Genomic DNA, 24,323 nt, shown 5'->3' on the forward strand with positions numbered 1-24,323 from the left:
GTGAATTTTGATTTGTAAATATAATCATTCTTAAAGATAAGTTAGCAAGAATGCAAAATAGCAGTCGATAATCATTTTTAATTTATCTTTGCCAAAAAAAATTACATGCAGTTTCTTGTCTATATTTTAGCCTACCCATTACTTTGGCTTATCTCTATACTTCCTTTTCCTATATTTTACCTATTTTCAGATTTTGTCTGTTTTTTGGTTTATAGAGTTATTGGATATCGCAAAAAAGTAGTTCGCGAAAATCTTGCCCTTACTTTACCTCATTTAAGCGATGCAGAGAGAAAAGTTATAGAAAAGAAATTCTACAAGCATATGTGCGATATGTTTTTAGAAATGATTAAAACCATGAGCATGTCTCCTGAAGAAATGGAACGAAGATTTCATGTCACTAATATTGATCTGGTTCGTGATTATGCCAAAAAAGGAAAAAGTGTAATTCTAGTGGCTTCACATTATGCAAGCTATGAATGGCTTTTGACTATTAATCCGAAACTTGGATTTCAGGGCGTTGCTGTTTACAAAAGATTAGCCAACCCTTATTTTGATAAATTGGTTCGAAAAATTCGTTCTAAATATAATACAGAAATGATCGAAACCAGAAAAGCAATTCCGACAATGGCTCAAAACCAGCGCAATGGAGTTTTAAGCCTTTATGGCTTAGCAAGCGACCAATCGCCAAAAATGGAAAGGATTTTTCATTCGATGAAATTTATGGGAGTTGAAGTTCCTGTTCATACGGGCGCTGAAACATTGGCAAAAAAATATGATTTAGCAGTTCTATTTGTGGAAGTTAAAAAAGCTAGAAGAGGCTATTATGAAGCTACATTTATTCCTATTGCTGATAATCCTAAAGATTTTGAAAACTTTAAAATCACAGAAATGTATTTAAAAGAAGTAGAAAAACAAATTCTAGAAGCGCCAGAATTTTATTTGTGGACGCACAAAAGATGGAAACACCGTATTGAATAATATTTCAAAAATAATTTACTGAAAAGTCAGAAAATCAAATGTTGTTTTTCTGACTTTTTATTAAAATTCATTCCGTTAGGAACATCTCATCGGTAGAAAGAGATTGCAAATGTTATTATAATTCCATACAAATTCATTCCGTTAGGAATGTCTCGTCGGTAGAACCAAATTATACACAGAGGGTATCGTTCCGTAGGAACGTCTGATTAATTGGGAAATTGAATTCAATCCCATAAAATCAGGTGTCCTTACAGGACACAAATTCAAACATCACCATTTTTTTTCTACCTACGAGACATTCCTAACGGAATGTTTTTTTTATCAAAAAGCCTCTTTAGATATTTCCAAAGAGGCTTAGTTATTTAAAAAACTAAAATCTTAGATTCCAGCAATTACTTTAATTTCATCAATAATTCGAAGTGCTAATTGATCTGCAGCATCTTGAGAAGGCGCTTCAGTATAAATACGAATAATTGGCTCTGTGTTTGATTTTCTTAAATGAACCCATTCTGTCGCAAAATCAATTTTTACACCGTCAATTGTCGAGATATCTTCATTTTTGTATTTCTCTGTCATTTGAGACAGAATCGCATCAACATCTATTTGTGGGGTCAATTCGATTTTATTTTTACTCATGTAGTATTCTGGATAAGAAGCTCTCAAGGCAGAAACTGGCATTTTTTTGTTTGCTAAATGCGTTAAAAACAAAGCAACTCCTACCAGACTATCACGTCCGTAGTGCAATTCAGGATAGATGATTCCACCATTACCTTCACCACCAATTATGGCGTTATTTTTCTTCATTAACTCTACTACATTCACCTCTCCTACTGCACTTGCTTCGTAGCTTCCGCCGTGGGCTTTCGTAACATCTCTTAAAGCACGAGAAGATGACATATTAGAAACTGTATTTCCTGGAGTTTTACTCAAAACATAATCTGCACAAGCCACCAACGTATATTCTTCTCCAAACATTTCTCCGTCTTCGCTAATAAAAGCCAAACGATCAACATCTGGATCTACTACGATACCAAAATCAGCTTTTTCTTTTACAACAAGCTCAGAAATATCAGTTAAATGTTCTTTTAATGGTTCTGGGTTATGAGGGAAATGTCCGTTTGGTTCGCAGTATAATTCTACAACTTCAACGCCCATTAATTTTAGCAATTTCGGAATAATGATTCCTCCAGATGAATTTACACCATCAACAACCACTTTAAATTTAGCTTCTTTAACCGCTTCGATATCAACCAATGGCAAGTTTAAAACTTCATCGATATGAATATCCATATACGCATCATTAGAAATAATTTCACCTAAACTATCTACATCAGAAAAGTCGAAAGCTTCAGCTTCAGCAATTTCAAGAATTTTTGCACCGTCAGCGCCACTTAAAAATTCTCCTTTTGCATTTAATAATTTTAAAGCATTCCATTGTTTTGGATTGTGAGATGCCGTTAGGATAATTCCTCCGTCAGCTTTTTCCAAAGGAACAGCCACTTCAACAGTTGGCGTTGTAGAAAGTCCAAGATCGATAACATCGATTCCTAAACCAATTAAAGTATTCACTACTAAATTATGAATCATTGGTCCAGAAATTCTCGCATCACGGCCAATTACCACAGTCAATTTATCTTTAGCAATATTGTTTTTTAAGAAAGTTCCGTACGCCGAGGCAAATTTCACTGCATCAACAGGAGTTAGATTGTCTTCCACTTTTCCTCCGATCGTTCCACGGATTCCAGAAATAGATTTTATTAGAGTCATTTTTGTGAGTTAGGGTTATTTTTTTACAAATATAAAAAAGTTACCGAGTTACTAAGGCGCTAAGTCTCTAAGAATTTAAATTTAATCTATAAGAAACTACTTATTTCTCGTTATTTTTATAACAAAATGATTTAAAAAAGTTTTTATACATTTACTAAAATAACTCAGAATCTTAGACTCTAAGGTTCTTGGCAACTTTCAAAAAAATGAATTTCTTAGCCCACATATACCTTTCTGGAGAAAATGATCTGATTAAAATAGGGAATTTTATGGCTGACGGAATTCGCGGGAAACAATTTGAACATTTTCCTGAAGATGTGCAAAAAGGAATTTTACTGCACCGATTCATAGATACCTATACCGATTCTCACGATATTTTTAGAACCAGCACCAAACGTCTTCATGACAGATACCATCATTATGCAGGCGTAATTGTCGATATAGTTTATGATCATTTTTTGGCCAAAAACTGGACAAAATATTCGGATGAGGAATTGGAACTTTTCGTAAAACGGTTTTATCATTCTTTGCATGATAATTATGAGATTTTAACCGAAAAAACACAAGGTTTAATGCCGTACATGATCGAAAGAAACTGGTTGGTAAGTTATCGTACAACAGAAGGAATTCAGCATATTTTGACGCAAATGGACAGAAGGTCGAAAAACATTTCTCAAATGCAGTTTGCTGTTGAAGAACTTATTGAGTTTTATGATGAATTTGAAGAAGAATTTACCCTTTTCTTTGAAGAAATGAGAGTAAAAGCCAAAGAAAAACTGCTTTCTCTTTAGCCCAATTTAATTTTATTGCACATGAAAAAAATTACACTTTTAATCGCCCTTTTATATTTAAATAGCAGCAACGCACAAGAAGCTTTTTCAAAACCAACAGGATTGGTTGTTACAAAAGCAATGGTAGTTTCTGCTCGCGAAGAAGCTTCAAAAATTGGTGCCGACATTATGAAAAAAGGAGGAAATGCTTTTGATGCGATGGTCGGAACCGAATTGGCTCTTGCGGTTGCTTTTCCGTTTGCAGGAAATATAGGCGGTGGCGGATTTATGGTTTACAGAAAAGCAAATGGTGAAGTGGGTTCTTTGGATTATAGAGAAAAAGCACCACTTGCAGCCACAAAAGATATGTTTTTGGATAGCGAAGGAAATGTTATAAAAGGAAAAAGCACGCAAACGGCACTTGCTATTGGCATTCCTGGGACTATTGCAGGTGTTTTTGCTGTACATAAAAAATACGGAACAATGCCAATCTCTAAAATTCTGGAGCCTGTTATTGCTTTGGCAGAAAGAGGTGTTATTGTAACGAAAAAACAGGAAAAAAGTATAAAAGATTATCATGAAAGCATTGTAAAAATTAACGGCGAAAATTCACTAGTATCAGGCAATTTTAAAGAAAATGATACGATCAAGTACTTAGCGTTAGCCAAAACTTTAAAGAGAATTCAGAAAAAAGGAAGAAATGAATTCTACAAAGGCGAAACGGCAAAAATCTTAGTCGATTATCTTCAGAAAAAAGGTGGTATTATCACGATGCAAGATTTAGCCAAATATGAGGCAAAATGGAGAAAGCCGCTTCAGTTTACTTATAAAGATTTAAAAATCATTTCGATGTCTCCTCCAAGCAGTGGCGGAATTTGTCTGGCACAAATCTTAAAAATGCTTGAGCCTTACGATTTAGCAAAAATGGGACATAATTCTCCAGATGCCATTCAGGTAATTGTTGAAGCCGAAAGAAGAGCCTATGCAGACAGAAGTTACTTTTTGGGCGATCCTGATTTTGTAAAAATTCCGATGAAAGAATTGTTAGACGCAAACTATCTGCGCGAAAGAATGGCAAGTTTTAATCCTGAAAAAGCAACTTTGTCTACCGAAATTAAGGAAGGAAAAGTAAATTATGCCGAAAGCACAGAAACCACACATTATTCTATTGTAGACCAATTTGGAAACGCAATTGCAGCTACAACCACTTTAAATGATGGTTATGGTTCTAAATATTACTGTGACGAATTAGGTTTCTTTTTGAATAATGAAATGGATGATTTTAGTGCTAAACCTGGATCTCCAAATATGTTTGGTTTGGTAGGAAATGAAGCCAACAGCATTGCACCGCAAAAACGTATGTTAAGCTCTATGACACCAACAATTGTAGAAAAAGACGGAAAGCTTTTTATGGTTGTGGGAACTCCAGGCGGTTCAACCATTATTACTTCTGTTTTACAAACGATTTTAAATGTTTACGAATACAAATTAAGCATGCAGGAAGCAGTAAATGCTCCACGTTTTCATCATCAATGGCTACCCGATTTAATCACTTTCGAACCTAATACTTTTGAAACAAAAACTATAGATCAGTTAAAAGCTAAGAGTTACATTATCAACGAAAAGCCAACTCCAATTATCGGAAAAGTAGATGCCATTTTAGTTTTACCTGATAATAGATTAGAAGGAGGAGCAGATTTTAGAGGAGACGACACAGCTGTTGGTTTTTAGAGTGATTTTTGATTTTATTTTTTTTAAACAAGATTAAAATCTAATTTTGTAAGATCGATAATTTTTAAAACATAATGATAAAAAAATATTTCAGACGACTTGAAAGTATAATTGCTTTGGCTCAATCTTTAATGACACCAAAACAATTTCTGTTTTTATCTAGTGTTTTAACTGGAATATCGTGTGCATTTGCGGTAATTGTCCTTAAAACATTCGCCCACAGCGTTTTTTCTTTTGCAACTTACATCAACGGGATTTTAAAATTGAGTTTCATCAATAGTATTTTGCCTATTATTGGTATTACACTAACGGTTTTTGTTGTAAATAAAGTTCTTAACGGAAGTATTCAGAAAGGAACTTCACAAATACTTTATGCGGTTGCCAAAAAAGCAAGTATTATTCCGAAAAAACAAATGTACGCCCAGATTGTGACCAGTTCGTTAACGGTTGGTTTAGGAGGTTCTGCTGGTTTAGAGAGTCCGATTGTGATTACAGGAGCCGCTTTTGGTTCTAATTTTGCCCAAAACTATAAGTTACAATACAAAGACAGAACGTTGTTAATTGGCTGTGGCGTTGCAGCCGGAATTGCTGCCGCATTTAATGCACCAATTGCTGGAGTCCTTTTTGCTATTGAAGTCTTATTGGTAGATGTTAGTATTTCTGCCTTTACCCCTATTATGATTTCTGCCGCAACAGGCGCTTTGGTTTCTGCAATTGTTTTGGACGAGAGCATTTTATTAAGCTTCAAAAAACAAGAAACATTCGATTATCATAATATTCCATTTTACGTTCTTTTAGGCGTTCTTACTGGATTGGTTGCTATTTATTACTCTAGAAATTTCCAAAAAGTAGAGCATTATTTTGCGAAACAGCAAATTAATCCATATAAAAAAGCTTTAATTGGTTCATCGTTATTGGCATTATTAATTTTTATTTTTCCAACATTATTTGGTGAAGGTTACGAAAGCATTAAAACATTATCTGATGCAGATCCTGGTCTTTTATTGGATAATACTTTGTTTGCCGATTTTAGAAATAATCCATGGGTTTTACTTTTATTTGTTGGAGCAACAGCAATGGTTAAAGTTTTTGCTTCTGGATTAACCATTGGCAGCGGTGGTAATGGAGGTAACTTTGCTCCCTCTCTATTTTTAGGATCTTATTTGGGCTATTTCTTTTCTAAATTGGTTACGATGATTGGCTTATCTAAACTTCCTATCAGTAATTTTACAATGGTTGGAATGGCCGGAATTTTGAGCGGTTTATTTCATGCCCCTCTTACTGCAATTTTCTTAATCGCAGAAATTACAGGAGGTTACGGATTAATGATTCCGCTTATGATTGTTTCTTCAATCAGTTTTGCTATTTCTAAGCGTTACGAAAAATATTCACTTGACGTAAAAGGATTAGCTAAAAAAGGACATGCTTTTACGAGTAATAAAGATTCTAATATTCTATCCACTTTAGAAATTGATACGATCATTCAGTGTGATTACCTAACCGTTCATCCAGATGAAAACCTAAGTAAATTAGTAGACTTGATTTCACACTCTAATCAAGTTGTTTTTGCGGTTGTAAACAATGATAAAGATTTAGTCGGAGTGGTTCATTTTAATGATATTCGCGAAATTATATTTAACTCTTACCGTGTAAAATATACTTTCATTAGAGATGTAATGAAAGCACCAACTGCTACAATTTCTACACTTGACAGCATGGAAATTGTAATGCGCAAATTTGAAACCTCAAAATCTGCTTTTCTTCCTGTTCTAAGAGACGGAAAATATCACGGATTCATTTCAAAATCGATAGCACTTGAAGCATATAGAACAAAACTTCGTTCTATGACAATTGAATAGCCTTAATATCGGATACGTTAAAAATTTTTATTATCCGATAATAAGAAGTATCTTTGTAGGATTATGTTTAATATTGACCTAACATACAGAGAAGAATTTCAATCAACGTTTGATCGATTGTACCAAAAAAGGCAGGAACTGCAAAACAGCAGACCATTGCCTACTATTGCTTTGAATAAAATACGAGAAAGCCTTTCTTTAGAATGGACTTACAATTCAAACAGTATCGAAGGGAATACACTTAGTTTGAGAGAAACCCAAATGGTAATTCAAGAAGGAATTACCATAAAAGGCAAATCGCTACGAGAACATTTTGAAACCCATAATCATGACAAAGCTATTGATTACCTCTACTCTATTGTAGATGAAAATTATAAGCTAAGGAGTATAGATATTCTCTCTATCCATGGTTTGGTTATGCGTTCTATCGAAGAAGATTTTGCTGGTAGAATTCGTAACGGAGGAGTTCGTATTTCTGGAGCCAATTTTATGCCTCCAAATGCCAATAAAGTCTCCGATTATTTAGATGAATTAATCGAGTTTATCAATACAAATCCTTTAGGTTTAAACGATATAGAACTCGCCACCATCTATCATCATAAACTTGTCTGGATTCATCCTTTTTTTGATGGAAATGGGCGCACGGTTCGTTTAAGCATGAATTTATTATTGATGCGATGTGGTTTTCCGCCGGCTATTATTCTTAAAAATGATAGAAAAAAATATTACGAAGCACTCAATCAGGCAAATAATGGCAATTATCAGAAACTAACCCTTTTAATGTGCCAAGCCCTAGAAAGAACACTCAATATTTATCTAGGTGCAATGCCTGGAAGTCCTTATGATTATCAATCGATTCAAAACATAGTTAGTGAACCTGATACACCTTATGGACAAGAATATGTCAGTTTATTGGCCAGAACGGGAAAAATTGACGCTTATAAAGAAGGCCGAAATTGGTACACCACAAAAGAAGCCATAGAAAACTATATGGCAACCAGAAAAAGAAAGCGCTAGTTTATACTAGCGTTTTTTGTTACTAATTGTAACATAAAGTTTTGCTATCGAGCACTAAAAGAACAAATCAAAGTGGTAACTTTGCGTTTTGCTCAAAATTATGTTAGATAAAGACAATACTATTGAAGTTCTTGGTGCAAGAGTTCATAATCTAAAAAATATCGATATATCTATTCCACGTGAAAAACTGGTTGTAATTACTGGTTTATCAGGTTCGGGAAAATCTTCTTTGGCTTTTGATACGATTTATGCCGAAGGACAGCGTCGTTACGTAGAAACGTTTTCTGCCTACGCGAGGCAATTTCTTGGCGGACTAGAGCGTCCAGACGTTGATAAAATCGACGGACTTTCGCCTGTAATCGCGATTGAACAAAAAACAACTAGTAAAAGTCCGCGTTCTACAGTTGGGACTATTACTGAAATTTACGATTTCTTAAGGCTGTTATACGCGCGTGGCGCAGATGCCTACAGCTACAACACTGGCGAAAAAATGGTTTCGTATTCTGATGAGCAGATTAAAGATCTGATTATTCAGGATTATAATGGAAAACGCATCAATATTCTTGCTCCGGTTATTAAAGCCAGAAAAGGTCATTATGCGGAATTATTCCAACAAATAACTAAACAAGGATTCTTGAAAGTTCGTGTAAACGGAGAAGTTCAAGATCTTGTTGCAGGAATGAAATTGGATCGCTACAAAACACACGATATCGAGATTGTTGTAGACAGAATGGTGATTGAAGATAATCCAGATACACAAAAAAGATTATCTGAAAGCATCAATACCGCAATGCATCACGGTGAAGATGTCTTGATGATTTTAGATCAAGATTCTAATGAAGTACGTTATTTCAGTAGAAATTTAATGTGTCCTTCAACAGGAATATCGTATCAGAATCCAGAACCAAATTTATTTTCGTTCAACTCTCCAAAAGGAGCTTGTCCGCATTGCAACGGATTGGGAACGGTACACGAAATCAATGTTAAAAAGATTATTCCAAATCCGAAATTATCTATAAAAGCGGGTGGTTTTGCTCCGCTTGGCGAATACAAATCGTCTTGGATTTTCAAACAATTGGAAACCATTGGAGAAAAATTCGGATTTAAAATTACCGATGCAATTGAGAAAATTCCTGAAGAAGCAATGCAAATGATTTTGTATGGTGGAAAAGATAAATTTTCTATCAATTCTAAAGATCTTGGCGTAACGAGAGAATATAAAATTGATTTTGAAGGAATTTCTAATTTCATCAAAAATCAATATGACGAAAGCGCTACAACCAGCATAAAACGTTGGGCAAAAGATTTTATGGACGAAATTAACTGTCCTGTTTGCGACGGTTCACGTCTTAAAAAAGAAGCTTTATTTTTTAGGGTAAACGAAAAAAATATCACCGAATTATGTGATATGGATATTTCAGATTTAACAGCTTGGTTTCAAGATTTAAATAGCCATTTGACAGATAAACAGCTTTTAATCGCTTCTGAAGTGGTAAAAGAAATTAAAGACCGTTTGAACTTTTTAATGAATGTTGGTTTGAATTATTTGGCTTTAAGCCGAAGTTCAAAATCGCTTTCTGGTGGTGAAGCACAACGTATTCGTTTGGCAACACAAATTGGTTCTCAGCTGGTTGGAGTTCTTTATATTTTGGACGAGCCAAGTATTGGTTTACACCAAAGAGATAACGAGAAATTGATTCATTCTTTGGAACAATTACGCGATATCGGAAACTCGGTTATTGTGGTTGAACATGACAAGGACATGATTGAAACGGCTGATTATGTAATTGATATTGGACCAAAAGCTGGTAAATATGGAGGAGAAATCATCAGTATTGGAACTCCAAAAGAAACTTTAGCTTCGGACACTATTACCGCTCAATATTTGAATGGTAAAATGAAATTTGAGATTCCGAAGAAAAGAAGAAAAGGCAATGGCAAATTCTTGAAACTAACCGGTGCAACAGGAAACAATCTTAAAAACGTTTCGATTGAAATTCCATTAGGGCAATTAACGTGCGTTACAGGAGTTTCAGGAAGCGGTAAATCGACTTTGATTAATGAAACGCTGTATCCGATTTTAAATGCGTATTATTTTAATGGCGTAAAAAAACCGCAACCTTACAAAAAGATTGAAGGCCTGGAACATATTGATAAAGTAATTGATATTGACCAAAGTCCGATTGGAAGAACGCCACGTTCGAATCCGGCGACTTATACAGAGGTTTTCACTGAAATCAGAAATCTGTTTACAATGACTTCTGAAAGTATGATTCGTGGTTACAAAGCGGGACGTTTTAGTTTTAACGTAAAAGGTGGACGTTGCGAAACCTGCGAAGGTTCTGGTGTAAGAACAATCGAAATGAACTTTTTACCAGACGTTTACGTAGAATGCGAAACGTGTCAGGGAAAACGTTTCAATAGAGAAACTTTAGAAATTAGATACAAAGGAAAATCTATTTCGGATGTTTTGGATATGACGGTTGATGAAGCGGTTCCATTTTTTGAAAATATTCCGAAAATTTACAGAAAAATTAAAACCATTCAAGATGTTGGTTTAGGTTATATTACACTTGGGCAACAAAGCACAACGCTTTCGGGTGGTGAAGCGCAGCGAATTAAATTAGCGGGAGAATTATCTAAAAAAGATACTGGAAATACATTTTATATTCTAGACGAACCAACAACAGGTTTACACTTTGAAGACATTCGTGTTTTGATGGAAGTAATCAATAAATTGGTTGATAAAGGAAATACTATTCTGGTGATCGAACATAATATGGACGTAATCAAACTTGCCGATTATATTATCGATATTGGCCCTGAAGGTGGAAAAGGCGGCGGACAATTGGTTGCCAAAGGAACTCCAGAAGAAGTGGCTCAGAATAAAAAGAGCTATACGGCTAAGTTTTTGAAAAAAGAATTGGAGTAAGAGTAATCTTTGTCAAAGTTTAAAACTTTGACAAAGATTTAAGTCCAAAAAACTTCCTGCTTTTATACACACTATACACCTGATAATGAATCAAAAACCTAAATTTGATTATTATCGCAACATTACTTTTGGATTATAATTCCTGTTTTTTATAACAATTCTAGAAAAAAGCGTTAATTTAGTGTCCGCTTTTTCTGAAAAACTCAAGCTTTTTAAAGAAAATATGTTTCAATTAAACCAAATGTTTATTTGAAACCAACTGCCCTAGCCCTGATGGGAGCGACATCCTTTTGTGCCGGGGTTCGGCACAAAAAATATAGCGGACAGCAGGAAATAGCTCCTAACTCCGAATATGCTTAGGATGACAATTACAGGGACAAAAACATAAATAAAATAATAAATTAAAATACCTAAAATGAGATTAGAAGATTTTGATAATGATGAAGATAAAGTAATTCAGGATCGTTTGAAACAAAGAACGTGGAATGAAATTAAAACCAATGACAGCTGGGCAATTTTTAAGATTATGTCTGAGTTTGTAAATGGTTACGAGGCAATGGGGCGTATTGGCCTTTGTGTTTCTATTTTTGGATTGGCAAGAACAAAACCAGAGGATAAATACTATCAATTGGCTGAAAAAATTGCTTATAAAATCAGTAAAGCAGGTTATGGTGTGATTACAGGAGGTGGTCATGGAATTATGGAGGCTGGAAATAAAGGCGCGCATTTGGGCGGAGGAATTTCGGTTGGTTTAAATATCGAACTTCCGTTTGAGCAGCATTTTAATCCGTATATTGATCATGACAAAAACCTGAATTTCGACTATTTCTTTGTGAGAAAGGTAATGTTCGTAAAATATTCGCAAGGTTTTGTGGTGATGCCAGGTGGTTTTGGAACTTTAGACGAAATGTTTGAAGCTATCACTTTGATTCAGACTAAGAAAATTGGAAAATTCCCGATTATTTTGGTTGGAGTTGAATTCTGGTCTGGCTTAATCGAATGGGTTAAAACTGTTTTGGTTGAAAAAATGCATACTGTAAGCCCAGAAGATTTGAATTTATTTAAAATTGTAGACACTGAAGACGAAGTTGTAGAAGCATTGGATAAATTCTACAAAAAGTACGATTTAAGTCCGAATTTCTAAATTTAATTTTCATGTGTGAGATTAAATTTTGCTGTGAACATCATACTATTTATCATTAAATTACGTAAATATCATAAAAATTGAAAGCTGTTTTTTTAAACAGCTTTTTTTATACTATTTTTACAAAAATCCGAAACCGCAATATGTCTGTAATTTAAGTATGTCTGATAATTTTTAAGCCACTATTTGAAAGCACTTTATAAAATTATTTGCCTCGTTTTAGCTTTATCATTTTCGATAAAACTAACTGCACAACATCAATCTAAGATGGAAGTGGCGGTAAATCTCGAACTTAAAACACTAAACATAAAACAAGATCTTACGTATCACAATACTACAAATGATACTTTGGCTTCGATTGTTTTGAACGATTGGAATAACGCTTTTGCTGATAAAAACACGCCTCTAGCAAAACGTTTTTCTGATGAATTTTACAGAGGTTTTCATTTGGCAAAGGCCGCCGACAGAGGAAAAACGACAATTATTAACCTGACAGAAACCAATTTTTCGGCTTTGGAATGGGAAAGAAGCACTCAGGATCCTGACTATATTACGGTTAAGCTGAATCGCAAACTACTTCCTAACGAAAAAATCGTTTTACATCTCAATTATATTGTAAAAATACCAAACGATAAATTCACACATTTTGGTTTTGATCAAAATGGCGGTATGGCTCTTAAAAACTGGTTTATAAGTCCTGCCCGTTTTGAAAATGGTCTTTTTGTAAAGTATAACAATTTCAATCTAGATGATATTGCCAATGCGGTGAGCGATTATGACGTTGAAATTAAAATTCCGAATCCATACTCTATTACTACCGATTTAAATTCGATTTCAAAAGATACCAGCAATCAGGGTTACAATATTTATTCTTTCTCTGGCAGAAACAGAACCGATTTTAGTCTTTATATAGAAAAACAAAATAGCTTTAGAACATATGATAATGGTTCTCTACTGGTTGAAACCAATTTAAAAAATAAAAAAATAGACGAAATCCAGAAAGCTATTATCATTAACCGTGTGGTTTCTTATGCTGAAAAGTTTATTGGAAAATATCCGCATGAAAAAATAACCGTTTCTCAGATCGATTACGATAGAAATCCTTTTTACGGTTTAAATCAGCTGCCTTCTTTTATCAGTCCGTTTCAGGATGATTTTATATTTGAAATTCAGTTTTTAAAGACTTTTCTAAACAATTATCTTAAAAACAGTCTTCGCTTAGATCCTAGAAAAGACAATTGGATTTATGACGGAATCCAGATTTATGCCATGATGAAGTATATGGAAGAACATCATAAGGATGAAAAAATGCTAGGAAGACTATCCAACATGAAGCTCTTTAAAAGCTACAATATCACGAATCTGACTTTTAACGAGCAGTATAGCTATTACTACATGCTAATGGCTCGTAAAAACTTGGATCAGCCACTTGGCGATCCAAAAAACACCTTAATAAAATTTAACGAGCAAATTGCTAGTAAATATCGTGCTGGTTTGAGCTTGAGCTATTTAGATGACTACTTGAATCATGACATTGTTCCTAAAAGCGTCAAAGAATTTTACAATCTCAACCAATTCGGACAATCGAATCGTTATGATTTTGAGAAAATCTTAACCCAAAAAAGCCCAAAAAATATCGATTGGTTCTTTAAAACCATTATCGATTCGAGAGACATTATCGATTATAAATTTTCGAATGTTTCGAGAACTGCAGATAGCGTTACGTTTTCGGTTAAAAATAAAACTGGCATCTACGCTCCTATTCCGATTTACGGAATTAAAAAGAAAGAAGTCGTATTTAAAGAATGGATTGAGCCTACTAAAAAAGACTCTGTTTATGAGTTTAGCCGTAAAAATGCAGAAAAAATTGTCATTAATTATGATAATGAAGTTCCAGAATACAACCAAAGAAACAATTGGAAATCTCTAAAACATGTTGCGCTCAACCGTCCTGTTAAATTTAATTTTGCTAAAGATTTAGAAGATCCAGACTACAATCAGATTTTATACATTCCGACCTTAAATTATAATTATTATGACGGTATAACGCCAGGAATTCGTTTTCATAATAAAACCATTTTAGACAAACCTTTTAATTTTGACATTAATCCGGCATATTCTATAAAAGCGGGAACAGTTTCAGGTTCGTCTGCTTTTTCATGGAATCAATATTATAGAAACAGCACCTTATATAATGTTCGATATTCTATAAGTCAGAATTATTATCATTACGCCCCAGATGCAACTTATTTAAGATTAAATCCGATGGTGCAGTTTCGTATTCGAGAAAAAGATTTTAGAGATAATAGGAAACAGCTGTTTTTGGCTCGTCAGGTTATTGTAAATCGTGAAGCAAGTACTTACATTACAGATAATTCAAAACCAAACTATTCAATCTTTAATGCCCGCTATTCTAATACGAAAACAGAATTAATTGATCATTTTAATTTTATGACTGATTTGCAATTTTCTAGCGGTTTCGGAAAGGCTTCTGGAGAAATTGAATACAGAAGATTATTTGAAAATAACAAAAAGTTAAATTTAAGATTATACGCTGGAACCTTCTTGTACAACACAACAAATTCAGATTATTTTAGTTTTGGTTTAGACCGTCCGACAGATTATTTATTTGATTATAATTTATTCGGAAGATCAGAAAGCACGGGCTTTTTTAGCCAGCAGTATGTTATCGCTGAAGGAGGTTTCAAATCGCAACTTGAACCTGCATATGCTAATCAATGGATGGCAACTTTAAATGCCAGTTACGCCATATGGAACTGGGTTGAAATTTATGGTGACATTGGTTTCTTAAAAAACAAGCACAAAAGTGAGTTCTTTGCTTACGATTCTGGAGTCCGTTTAAACTTGGTTCCTGACTACTTTGAACTCTATTTTCCTGTTTATTCGAATAATGGATGGGAAATATCACAGCCTAAATACAATGAAAAAATACGATTTATAATCACTTTTTCGCCAAAAACTTTAGTTACTCTTTTTACCCGAAAATGGTTTTAATCAAATAAATTTTAAACAAAAACTTGCGAAATTATCAATAAAATTAAATTTCATATAAAAATAACATAAATAAAATACGTAGTTTTTAGATTTGAATACAAATAATTAAATTATATTTAGTTTAAAGAATTATGATTATTGATTGTTTTTAAGTAATTTCGCGACATAAACAACATGACGCTACAAGATTATGATAAAAGAAAAAAGCAATACTACACTGACATTTGAAGACTTCAAAACTGAGGTATTGAATGACTATAGAATTGCGGTAACAAGCCGTGAATGTAGTCTTTTAGGTCGAAAAGAAGTATTAACAGGAAAAGCTAAATTTGGAATTTTCGGTGACGGAAAAGAAGTTCCGCAGCTGGCAATGGCAAAAGCTTTTAAAAACGGAGATTTCCGTTCTGGATACTATCGCGATCAAACTTTTATGATGGCTATTGGTGAATTGAATGCCAAACAGTTTTTTGCTGGTTTATACGGCCACACTGATTTAGCTTTTGATCCGATGTCTGCCGGAAGACAAATGGGCGGACACTTTGTAACGCACAGTTTAAACGAAGATGGTTCTTGGAAAGACTTAACCAAACAAAAAAATTCAAGTTCAGATATATCTCCAACAGCAGGACAAATGCCAAGATTACTTGGTTTGGCACAAGCTTCAAAAATTTACAGAGAGGTTGATGGAATAACCATTAAAGATAAGTTTTCTGTTAATGGAAACGAAGTAGCTTGGGGAACTATTGGTAACGCAAGTACCTCTGAAGGTTTGTTTTTTGAAACTATAAACGCTGCTGGAGTTCTACAAGTTCCAATGGTAATGAGTGTTTGGGATGATGAATACGGGATTTCTGTTCATGCTAAACATCAGACTACTAAAGAGAATATTTCTGAAATTTTAAAAGGATATCAGCGTGATGAAGATTCTAAAGGTTATGAAATCTTTAGAGTGAAAGGCTGGGATTATGCCGAACTGGTTTCTACTTATGAAAGAGCCGGAGCAATTGCGCGTGAGGAACATATTCCAGTTTTAATTCATGTTAATGAGTTAACACAGCCGCAAGGTCACTCTACTTCTGGTTCTCACGAACGTTACAAAAATGCAGAGAGACTGGCTTGGGAAAGAGATTTTGACTGTATTCGTCAAATGCGCTTATGGATGATTGCCATTAATATTGCCTCTCCAGAAGAATTGGCAGAAATTGATTTCGAATTGAAGAAAGAAGTTCTAGAAGCTAAAAAAGAAGCTTGGAACAACTTTATCAATCCAATTATTGAGGATCAAAAAAACCTTCTTACTTTATTAGAACAAATTGCTGATGCAAGCATTAACCATAAAGATAGAATCAAGAAATTAATTTCTGAATTAAGTGCGATTAAAGCGCCTTTAAAGAAAGAATTATTGGTTTATGCTAGAAAGATTCTTCGTTTTATTGAAGTTCCAAACAGCAAAGTTCTTTTATCAAATTGGATTACAGATTTTATAGCAGAAACTCAGGAAAAATTTAGCAGTAATTTACATTCTGAATCTTCTAAAAATGTATTTTCAGTACAGGAAGTTCTTCCTAAATATGCAGAAAATGCAAAACCAGATTTAGACGGAAGAATGATTCTTCGTGATAATTTTGATGCTTTATTTGCCAAATATCCTGAAACTTTAATTTTCGGTGAGGATGTTGGAAACATCGGAGACGTAAATCAAGGTCTGGAAGGGATGCAGGAAAAATACGGAGAACTTCGTGTTGCCGATGTCGGAATTCGTGAAGCGACTATTATTGGTCAGGGAATCGGAATGGCATTGAGAGGTTTGCGTCCGATTGCTGAAATTCAGTATTTAGATTATTTGTTGTACGCTATTCAGATCATGAGTGATGATTTAGCTACATTACAATATAGAACCGTTGGAAAACAAAAAGCACCATTAATCATTAGAACTCGCGGACACCGTTTGGAAGGAATCTGGCATTCTGGTTCTCCAATGGGAATGATCATTAATGCTATTCGCGGAATCCATGTTTTGGTTCCAAGAGATATGACACAAGCGGCTGGTTTTTATAACACTTTGTTAGAATGTGATGAACCTGCTTTGGTTATTGAATGTTTGAACGGATATCGTTTAAAAGAAAAAACACCGCTGAATTTTGGTGAATTCAAAACGCCAATTGGAGTTGTAGAAACGCTAAGAGAAGGTTCTGATATTACTTTAGTTTCTTACGGATCAACTTTAAGATTGGTTATGCAAGCGGCTAATGAATTGGCAGAAAAAGGAATTGAGTGTGAAGTTATTGATATTCAATCTTTACTTCCGTTCGATATTAAGAAAGACATCGTAAAAAGTGTTGCCAAAACAAACCGTCTTTTAGTAATTGATGAAGACGTTCCTGGAGGAGCTTCAGCATTCATTTTACAGCAGATTTTAGAAGAACAAGATGCTTACAAATATTTGGATAGCAAACCACAAACTTTAGCTGCAAAAGCGCACAGACCAGCATACGGAACTGACGGCGATTACTTCTCTAAACCTTCTGCAGAAGATATTTACGAGAAAATTTATGATATGATGCACGAAGTAAATCCTTCTAAATTCCCTGCTTTATACCAGTAAAATAAGAATTTTAGATATTAAAAACGCTCCAAGAATTTGGAGCGTTTTTGTTTTTATTTGTCATCCTGAGGAACGAAGGATCACACTAGAAACTCCGTTTAGAATATCTCCAATCTTTGCCGATTTACGAGTGTGATCCTTCGTTCCTCAGGATGACAAGTTTGTGGATATAAATATTAATTAAATATCTCTCAACATCGCTCGAGCTCTTTCCAAATCCTCGGCCGTATCAATTCCAATTCCAACATGCGTCGTTTCAACCATTTTGATGCGTTTTCCGAATTCTAAATATCTTAACTGCTCCAACTTCTCAGAAGCTTCTAAAGATTTCATTGGAAGGCTGTAAAAGTCTAACAAAGCCTGTTTTCTGAATGCGTAAATTCCGATGTGCTGAAAGTATCTTACCCCAACATTTTTCTCTCTTGGATACGGAATTACAGATCTTGAAAAGTACAATGCAAACTGCGACTGGTCTACAACCACTTTTACATTATTCGGATTATTGATTTCTTCTTCCTCTGTGATTTCGCGCATTAATGAAGCTAGATCAATCTTTTTATCTGAATCATTTTTAAAAACCGATAAAACCTGCTCCAATGGTTCAGCTTCTGTAAAAGGCTCATCACCTTGTACATTCACTACAATATCAACATCTAGATTCGCAACGGCTTCTGCAATTCGATCACTTCCAGATTCATGTTCTTTAATGCTCATAATGGCTTTTCCTCCATTAGAAACAATTTCATCAAAAATCAGATCAGAATCGGTTACTACAAAAACATCATCAAACAATTTTGTCGAAACTGCCGCTTCATAAGTTCTTAGAATTACTGTTTTGCCTCCCAAATCCTGCATTAATTTGGCAGGAAAACGAGTTGAAGCATATCTGGCCGGAATTACCGCTATTATTTTCATTCTTATATTTTACTGAGTTTAAAAAACTCAAAATTTAGTAATTTAATTTTCACTGGTTTTAAGTGTTTGCAAATATGCAAAAATTACTTTTAATTTTCTGTTTACTAGCAAATCATACATTGATTATTATTAACAAACTTCTTGTCTTATGTATTTAGAAAAAAATTAGGCCAAAACCGTAACACGAAGATAAGTTGCAGGAATTAAGGTAGAATTTTTGTCATTACTTTGGTTTTGGCTATTCACTAATCCTTCAAGTTTAGCATACAAATCTGAAGTTTTTCCGTTTTGCTCGGCAGCTTCAAAAGCATTCATAGTTCGAACCATAGTAATTTTTTAATCGATTTAGCCACTCCGAAGGTGGAAATGCTGCTTTAAATGTAAAGGTATCTCTCTCAAAAGAAATATTTTCTTTAGGAATACCCGCATTTGTGAACCTTTCGATAACATTATCCTCAATACCCCACAGCATTGGACTTACAAAACCCTCAGGAGGCGGTGGTGTAAATTCAGAACTAATTTTCAAGATTTGTGCAATCAACGTTGGATCACCCGGTATCCAATTACCCATAATAATTTTACCTCCAGGTCGTGTGACACGAACCATTTCTTTAGCAACATCAAAAGGTTTTGGAGCAAACATTGCTCCAAAAATACTCATCGTCACATCGTAAGATTGATTTTTCAATTTATTTAAATCGGTTGCGTCCCCTTTTTTAAATACAATATTATCTAATCCTTCTTTTTTTGCTCGAAGATTGCCAGCTTCAACTAAATTTCTTGCTATATCAACACCTAAAACATTGGCTCCTAATTTTGCCGAAGGTATTGCGGTAGTACCATCGCCACAGCCGAGATCTAAAACGTCACTATTTTCTTTTATTCCAATTTTGGCAACCAATTCCGCACCGCTTTCTCTCATAGATTCTGCAACGCGTGTAAAATCGCCTTTTTCCCATAATGCTTTGTTTGGATTCATCTTAGTTTTATCAGTGATTATAGTGCTGATGCCGCACTTTAACTTAATTTGTACACATCTTCTATCGTTTTTTAAATTTATTACCAGTTAATCACAAAAGGCATTTAAAAAACTACTCAAAAAGAAAACACAAATCAAACAATCAACTGACAAACAATCACTTACACAAAAATAAACAAATTTAGATGAAACATTTTATTGTCTCACCAATTTATTTTTTAAACAAATTGTGAAGATTATAATTTTTATACCAATATCACATAAATGAAAACGATTGGAAAACGATTTAAAAAAAATACTATTATAATATTTTCACCGAAGTCATACTCAACGAACCTGCCAAAAGTTTATCATTAAACAATTCCAATTCATCGTTTTTATCTTTTAAACCTAAAGTATATAATAACGGAAGATAATGTTCTGGTGTTGGAACTGCTAATTGGACAGCTTTATTCATTTTTTCGAAATCAATTAAAGGCTGGAAATTTCCATCAAGCAAAAAATTATTCACAGTTTCGCGGGCTTCAATTGCCCAATCGTAACCGTAATTATCTTTATCAAAATTTCTAAAATCGACCATTCTAAGATTGTGTACGATATTGCCGCTTCCGATAATTAAAACCCCTTTATAACGTAATGCTTGCAGTTTTTGAGCCAATTCAAAATGATATTGTCCCGACTGGGTATAATCGATGCTCAGCTGAATTACGGGAACATCTGCATTGGGATACAAATGTTTGATAACACTCCAAGCTCCGTGATCCAATCCCCAATGTTCGTCTAATTCGACCGTAATGGGATTTAAAATTTTCTGCGTCTCAACTGCCAATTCTGGACTTCCTTTTGCTGGATATTGCACATCAAAAAGCGCTTGCGGAAAACCGCCAAAATCATGAATGGTTCTCGGCATTTCCATCACGGTTACTTTTGTTCCTTTGGTAAACCAATGCGCCGAAACACATAAAATAGCATTGGGCTGCGGCAATGTTTTAGCCAGATTACGAAAACCAGCCACAAATTGATTTTCTTCAATAGCATTCATTGGACTGCCATGTCCTAAAAACAAAACTGGCATTTTATCGGTATTCGAAAACGTAGATGAAATCGAATGTAAGTCGTTTAGTGTTGTCATTTGCTAAAACTTTTTTTCTGCCACAGATTAAAAGGATTAAAAAGATTTTTACTCATTTTAAGCTAAAATGGTGTGATGCTTAATTTTTGTTTCACGCAGATTTTGCAGATTGATCAGATTGTTTGATTGAGTTTTTTAAATTAATAATCCGCTCAATCTGCAAAATCTGCGAGAGAAATTTAAACGCATTCAAAAAATCTTTTTAATCCATTTAATCTGTGGCAAACAATTACTCTTCAAAACTCTCGTCTTTAAACCCTATCAAATATAGCTTATTTTTGGCACGTGTCATCGCCGTATAAAGCCATCTAATGTAATCAGTATCAATTCCGTTTGGAAGAAATGGCTGTTCGATAAAAACGGTATTCCACTGCCCTCCTTGCGATTTATGACAAGTTATCGCGTAGGAGAATTTAACCTGCAATCCGTTAAAATATTCGTTTTCTTTTACCTTTTGAAATCTTTTATATTTGGTTGGCTCATCTTCATAATCTTTCATCACTTCTTCATACAAACGATTCGATTCTTCATACGTTAAAGAAGGCGATTCGCTTGTTAAAGTATCTAGAATTAAAACCGTCTCAAAAGGTTTTTGCTCGGGATAATCAACCATTCTTATTTTTACTTTCGCAAACTTAAATCCGTACAATTCTTTGATTCCGAAAAGTTCTAAAACTTCAATAATATCTCCGTTGGCAATAAATCCAGCTTCGTCTGTTTCTTTCAGCCAGAAATAATTATTTTTTACTACCATCAAAAAATCTCCAACCGAAAGTTCGCTTTCTTTAAATAAAATTCGGCTTCTAATTTGCTCATTATATTGATTGGCACGTTTATTAGAACGAACAATAAAAGCAGTATCTTCAATGCTATAATTGCTATAAGCGGTATTAATCGCATCTTGAATATCGTAACCGTCAGTTAGTCGAACAATGTCCTTAAACTTCTTTACATTGAATTTAAATTCGGTTATAAAACTTTCTTTCAACAATTCACGTAATTCTGTTGCGTTGTATAAAATTCCTGAACTTTCTTCCTGACGCATTACTTCGTCCAATTCGATATGTTCAATTTCTTTGTCATAATGAATGCCCAAAGTCTGAATATCTAACGCCGGACTAATATCTAAATTTACTGGAGGCAACTGTGCAGTATCTCCCAAAAGAATCATTTTACAATTACTTCCAGAATACACATAATTAATCAAATCGTCTAGAAGCGAGCCGCTATCTAATGTACTGTCTGAGATCATCGAGGCCTCATCGACGATAAAAATGGTGTTTTTATGTTTGTTGACTTGCTTGGTAAAAGCCACTCCTCCTCCAGAAGATTTCTTCGGGAAATATATTTTTTTATGAATCGTAAAGGCTGGATTATTCGAATAATTGGCGATTACTTTTGCCGCACGTCCTGTTGGTGCTAACAAAACATATTTTTTATTGATCTGGCTAAGATTATTAACGATAGTAGAAATAACGGTAGTTTTTCCCGTTCCCGCATATCCTTTCAAAACGAAAATCGTGTCGTTTTGGGGTTCGGTTAGAAAGATTGCAATTTTCTGAAAAAAAATATCCTGTTTGTATGTTGGAGCAAAAGGAAATCGCTTTTGTAAAGTACCGTAAAACTGTGCAGAATTCATAGAGTAATATTGAAATACAAAGGTCGCTTTTTTTAATGGCAATGGCAAAAATCAATTGCAATGACAAAAATCAATTTCAATAGCAATGGCAATGGCAATGGCAATGGCAAAGTCAAATTAAATATGAAAATTAAAATACTATCTAAAACCTAAATTTAATTACAACCTTAAATAATTGACAATAAACAGAATGATAATATTCTGCTAACTTTCTTGTAATATTAAATTTTGAAATTGCATACTAATTAAGTCTTTTTCATTGATATTGAAATTGACATTGTTATTTTTTTTATTTGTAAGTTTGTGGTCGCTTAAATTCTTTCTTGATTTAAAACAGGTAACGAATTGTAAATCAACTATGTCATTACAAAATACTAACATTACTTCAAAAAATTACAGAAAACTTTCTATTCAGGTTTCACTGACTGGATTTTCATATTGCTGTTTTGATACTTTAAATAATATCATCACTTCTTTTAAGGAAATAAAGTTTGACACTAACAGTAAGACATCGCGAATTGAAGATTTATTCAATGATGCTTTTAAAAGCAATCCTGAATTAAAAAACACTTACGATGAAGTAATGGTTATTCACAATAATAATCTTTCGACTTTTGTTCCGACTGCTTTGTTTGATGAGAATTATTTAGGAAGTTATCTGCAATACACTACAAAAGTGTTTGATACCGACTTTTTTACTTTTGATCAAATTCCGAATTATCAGATGAACTCGGTTTATATTCCGTTTGTGAATATCAACAATTTCTTAATCGATAATGTGGGTTCTTTTGATTATAAACACGCTAACAGCATTTTGGTCGAAAAACTTTTGGATAACTCAAGAAATAACGACGATAAGAAAATGATCGTCAATTTTAATCCGGAGAGTTTTGAAATTATTGTAGTCCAGAATCAAAAACTTTTGCTTTTTAATTCATTCGAATACAATACGCCAGAAGATTTTATCTACTATATTTTATTTACAGCAGAACAAATGAGCATGAATCCGGAAAGTTTCAAATTAGAATTATTAGGAACTATTTCAGAAAATGATCCATTTTATGCCATAGCTTACAAATATGTACGCCACATTTCTTTTCTGGATGTTTCAAAACTGAAGGAAAGAAATAGCTTTACAACCGCTCAAAATCAAAAACATTATATCTTATTTCAATCATGAGAATCATTTCAGGAAAATACAAAGGACGCAGAATTTTTCCGCCAAAAAATCTACCTGTAAGACCAACGACTGATATGAGTAAAGAAGCATTGTTTAATGTTTTGAATAATCATTTTAGTTTTGACAGTTTAAAGGTTTTAGATCTTTTTTCGGGAACTGGCAATATAAGTTATGAATTCGCTTCTCGCGGAAGTGCTCCCATTACTTCTGTTGATGGTGATTTCGGATGCGTAAAATTCATCAAACAAGTTTCATCAGAATATGATTTTGATATTGCCGCAACTAAAAGCGATGTTTTTAAATTCTTAGAAAATTCTAAAACTACTTACGATATCATTTTCGCAGATCCACCCTACGGATTGGATCAGGCCACTTTTGAGAAAATTGTTCTAACGGTTTTTGAACGAGATTTATTGGAAGACGACGGAATGATGATTATCGAACATTCAAAATATACGAAACTGGATCATATGAGTAACTTTTCTTTTCAGAAAAGTTATGGCGGTTCTTTCTTTAGTTTTTTTGAATTGAATTCGACCGATGAGGATGAAGAATTACCACATGATGCTTCTAAAAAGGAATCTGAAGAAGATGAAGGGTAAATAAAAAGCAAATATTAAAATATTAAAATCCCAAATTCCAAACTCGGCACTTCTGAGA

Annotated in this window: 17 protein-coding genes; 11 read left to right on the forward strand and 6 right to left on the reverse strand. The window is 33.9% G+C overall.

Annotated features, from left to right (window positions below):
- Positions 1 to 105: 105 nt before the first annotated feature.
- On the forward strand, positions 106 to 978 hold the full coding sequence (locus ACPWTF_RS04025; protein WP_427874523.1) for a lysophospholipid acyltransferase family protein: 873 nt from the start codon (positions 106 to 108) through the stop codon (positions 976 to 978).
- Positions 979 to 1,356: 378 nt separating this feature from the next.
- Here ACPWTF_RS04025 and glmM read toward each other — a convergent pair whose 3' ends face one another.
- Positions 1,357 to 2,745: a phosphoglucosamine mutase gene (gene glmM, locus ACPWTF_RS04030; protein ID WP_427874524.1), complete on the reverse strand. Its 1,389-nt coding sequence runs from the start codon at positions 2,743 to 2,745 to the stop codon at positions 1,357 to 1,359.
- Positions 2,746 to 2,951: 206 nt separating this feature from the next.
- Between glmM and ACPWTF_RS04035 the strand changes: the two genes are divergently transcribed.
- The 8 genes from ACPWTF_RS04035 (at position 2,952) to ACPWTF_RS04070 (ending at position 17,818) form a co-directional block, all read left to right on the forward strand.
- A complete protein-coding gene (locus tag ACPWTF_RS04035) occupies positions 2,952 to 3,536 on the forward strand; it encodes an ACP phosphodiesterase (RefSeq protein WP_095931591.1) in 585 nt (194 codons plus the stop codon).
- A gap of 21 nt (positions 3,537 to 3,557) precedes the next feature.
- The gene (ggt, locus tag ACPWTF_RS04040; protein ID WP_427874525.1) at positions 3,558 to 5,246 is read left to right on the forward strand and encodes a gamma-glutamyltransferase; all 1,689 of its coding nucleotides are present in this window, start codon (positions 3,558 to 3,560) and stop codon (positions 5,244 to 5,246) included.
- Positions 5,247 to 5,320: 74 nt separating this feature from the next.
- Positions 5,321 to 7,105, forward strand: a complete 1,785-nt coding sequence (locus ACPWTF_RS04045; protein ID WP_427874526.1) for a chloride channel protein — start codon at positions 5,321 to 5,323, stop codon at positions 7,103 to 7,105.
- A gap of 63 nt (positions 7,106 to 7,168) precedes the next feature.
- Positions 7,169 to 8,122: a Fic family protein gene (locus ACPWTF_RS04050; RefSeq protein ID WP_427874527.1), complete on the forward strand. Its 954-nt coding sequence runs from the start codon at positions 7,169 to 7,171 to the stop codon at positions 8,120 to 8,122.
- 100 nt (positions 8,123 to 8,222) lie between these two features.
- Positions 8,223 to 11,054 (forward strand): excinuclease ABC subunit UvrA, encoded by a 2,832-nt coding sequence (uvrA, locus tag ACPWTF_RS04055; RefSeq protein ID WP_250836676.1) that lies wholly within the window; start codon positions 8,223 to 8,225, stop codon positions 11,052 to 11,054.
- 415 nt (positions 11,055 to 11,469) lie between these two features.
- Positions 11,470 to 12,198, forward strand: coding sequence for a TIGR00730 family Rossman fold protein (locus ACPWTF_RS04060; protein WP_427874529.1), 729 nt, complete (start codon positions 11,470 to 11,472; stop codon positions 12,196 to 12,198).
- Positions 12,199 to 12,465: 267 nt separating this feature from the next.
- Positions 12,466 to 15,213: an aminopeptidase gene (locus ACPWTF_RS04065; protein WP_427875729.1), complete on the forward strand. Its 2,748-nt coding sequence runs from the start codon at positions 12,466 to 12,468 to the stop codon at positions 15,211 to 15,213.
- Between the two features lie 190 nt (positions 15,214 to 15,403).
- Positions 15,404 to 17,818, forward strand: a complete 2,415-nt coding sequence (locus ACPWTF_RS04070) for an alpha-ketoacid dehydrogenase subunit alpha/beta (protein WP_427874530.1) — start codon at positions 15,404 to 15,406, stop codon at positions 17,816 to 17,818.
- 180 nt (positions 17,819 to 17,998) lie between these two features.
- On the opposite strand, the gene kdsB is transcribed toward ACPWTF_RS04070, so the two are convergent.
- The 5 genes from kdsB to ACPWTF_RS04095 all read right to left on the reverse strand — a co-directional run bounded on the left by kdsB (position 17,999) and on the right by ACPWTF_RS04095 (position 22,483).
- Positions 17,999 to 18,733, reverse strand: a complete 735-nt coding sequence (gene kdsB, locus ACPWTF_RS04075; RefSeq protein ID WP_427874531.1) for a 3-deoxy-manno-octulosonate cytidylyltransferase — start codon at positions 18,731 to 18,733, stop codon at positions 17,999 to 18,001.
- A 165-nt stretch (positions 18,734 to 18,898) separates the two neighbouring features.
- Positions 18,899 to 19,060 (reverse strand): hypothetical protein, encoded by a 162-nt coding sequence (locus tag ACPWTF_RS04080; protein ID WP_427874532.1) that lies wholly within the window; start codon positions 19,058 to 19,060, stop codon positions 18,899 to 18,901.
- On the reverse strand, positions 19,035 to 19,712 hold the full coding sequence (locus ACPWTF_RS04085) for a class I SAM-dependent methyltransferase (protein WP_427874533.1): 678 nt from the start codon (positions 19,710 to 19,712) through the stop codon (positions 19,035 to 19,037). The genes ACPWTF_RS04080 and ACPWTF_RS04085 overlap by 26 nt, the downstream gene beginning before the upstream one ends.
- Before the next feature lie 301 nt (positions 19,713 to 20,013).
- Entirely contained in the window at positions 20,014 to 20,844 is an 831-nt protein-coding gene (gene ygiD, locus ACPWTF_RS04090; protein ID WP_427874534.1) for a 4,5-DOPA dioxygenase extradiol, read from the reverse strand.
- Between the two features lie 229 nt (positions 20,845 to 21,073).
- Positions 21,074 to 22,483, reverse strand: coding sequence for an ATP-dependent DNA helicase (locus ACPWTF_RS04095; RefSeq protein WP_427874535.1), 1,410 nt, complete (start codon positions 22,481 to 22,483; stop codon positions 21,074 to 21,076).
- Between the two features lie 358 nt (positions 22,484 to 22,841).
- Between ACPWTF_RS04095 and ACPWTF_RS04100 the strand changes: the two genes are divergently transcribed.
- Positions 22,842 to 23,663: a DUF3822 family protein gene (locus tag ACPWTF_RS04100; protein WP_427874537.1), complete on the forward strand. Its 822-nt coding sequence runs from the start codon at positions 22,842 to 22,844 to the stop codon at positions 23,661 to 23,663.
- Positions 23,660 to 24,265, forward strand: coding sequence for an RsmD family RNA methyltransferase (locus ACPWTF_RS04105; RefSeq protein ID WP_427874538.1), 606 nt, complete (start codon positions 23,660 to 23,662; stop codon positions 24,263 to 24,265). Before ACPWTF_RS04100 ends, ACPWTF_RS04105 begins: the two co-directional genes overlap by 4 nt.
- The last annotated feature ends 58 nt before the right edge of the window (positions 24,266 to 24,323 follow it).

The sequence above is a fragment of the Flavobacterium sp. MMS24-S5 genome, from assembly GCF_050320125.1.
Taxonomy (GTDB): Bacteria; Bacteroidota; Bacteroidia; order Flavobacteriales; family Flavobacteriaceae; genus Flavobacterium; species Flavobacterium tyrosinilyticum.

What these genes read in the sequence shown, in the direction of transcription:
- ACPWTF_RS04065 (WP_427875729.1), top strand. Translation starts at nt 12,466, where the DNA reads ATGGAAGTGGCGGTAAATCTCGAACTTAAAACACTAAACATAAAACAA.
- ACPWTF_RS04070 (WP_427874530.1), top strand. Translation starts at nt 15,404, where the DNA reads ATGATAAAAGAAAAAAGCAATACTACACTGACATTTGAAGACTTCAAA.
- ACPWTF_RS04085 (WP_427874533.1), bottom strand. Translation starts at nt 19,712, where the DNA reads ATGAATCCAAACAAAGCATTATGGGAAAAAGGCGATTTTACACGCGTT.
- ACPWTF_RS04035 (WP_095931591.1), top strand. Translation starts at nt 2,952, where the DNA reads ATGAATTTCTTAGCCCACATATACCTTTCTGGAGAAAATGATCTGATT.
- ACPWTF_RS04080 (WP_427874532.1), bottom strand. Translation starts at nt 19,060, where the DNA reads ATGGTTCGAACTATGAATGCTTTTGAAGCTGCCGAGCAAAACGGAAAA.
- ACPWTF_RS04045 (WP_427874526.1), top strand. Translation starts at nt 5,321, where the DNA reads ATGATAAAAAAATATTTCAGACGACTTGAAAGTATAATTGCTTTGGCT.
- kdsB (WP_427874531.1), bottom strand. Translation starts at nt 18,733, where the DNA reads ATGAAAATAATAGCGGTAATTCCGGCCAGATATGCTTCAACTCGTTTT.
- ACPWTF_RS04095 (WP_427874535.1), bottom strand. Translation starts at nt 22,483, where the DNA reads ATGAATTCTGCACAGTTTTACGGTACTTTACAAAAGCGATTTCCTTTT.
- ACPWTF_RS04050 (WP_427874527.1), top strand. Translation starts at nt 7,169, where the DNA reads ATGTTTAATATTGACCTAACATACAGAGAAGAATTTCAATCAACGTTT.
- glmM (WP_427874524.1), bottom strand. Translation starts at nt 2,745, where the DNA reads ATGACTCTAATAAAATCTATTTCTGGAATCCGTGGAACGATCGGAGGA.
- uvrA (WP_250836676.1), top strand. Translation starts at nt 8,223, where the DNA reads ATGTTAGATAAAGACAATACTATTGAAGTTCTTGGTGCAAGAGTTCAT.
- ACPWTF_RS04025 (WP_427874523.1), top strand. Translation starts at nt 106, where the DNA reads ATGCAGTTTCTTGTCTATATTTTAGCCTACCCATTACTTTGGCTTATC.
- ACPWTF_RS04100 (WP_427874537.1), top strand. Translation starts at nt 22,842, where the DNA reads ATGTCATTACAAAATACTAACATTACTTCAAAAAATTACAGAAAACTT.
- ACPWTF_RS04105 (WP_427874538.1), top strand. Translation starts at nt 23,660, where the DNA reads ATGAGAATCATTTCAGGAAAATACAAAGGACGCAGAATTTTTCCGCCA.
- ygiD (WP_427874534.1), bottom strand. Translation starts at nt 20,844, where the DNA reads ATGACAACACTAAACGACTTACATTCGATTTCATCTACGTTTTCGAAT.
- ACPWTF_RS04060 (WP_427874529.1), top strand. Translation starts at nt 11,470, where the DNA reads ATGAGATTAGAAGATTTTGATAATGATGAAGATAAAGTAATTCAGGAT.
- ggt (WP_427874525.1), top strand. Translation starts at nt 3,558, where the DNA reads ATGAAAAAAATTACACTTTTAATCGCCCTTTTATATTTAAATAGCAGC.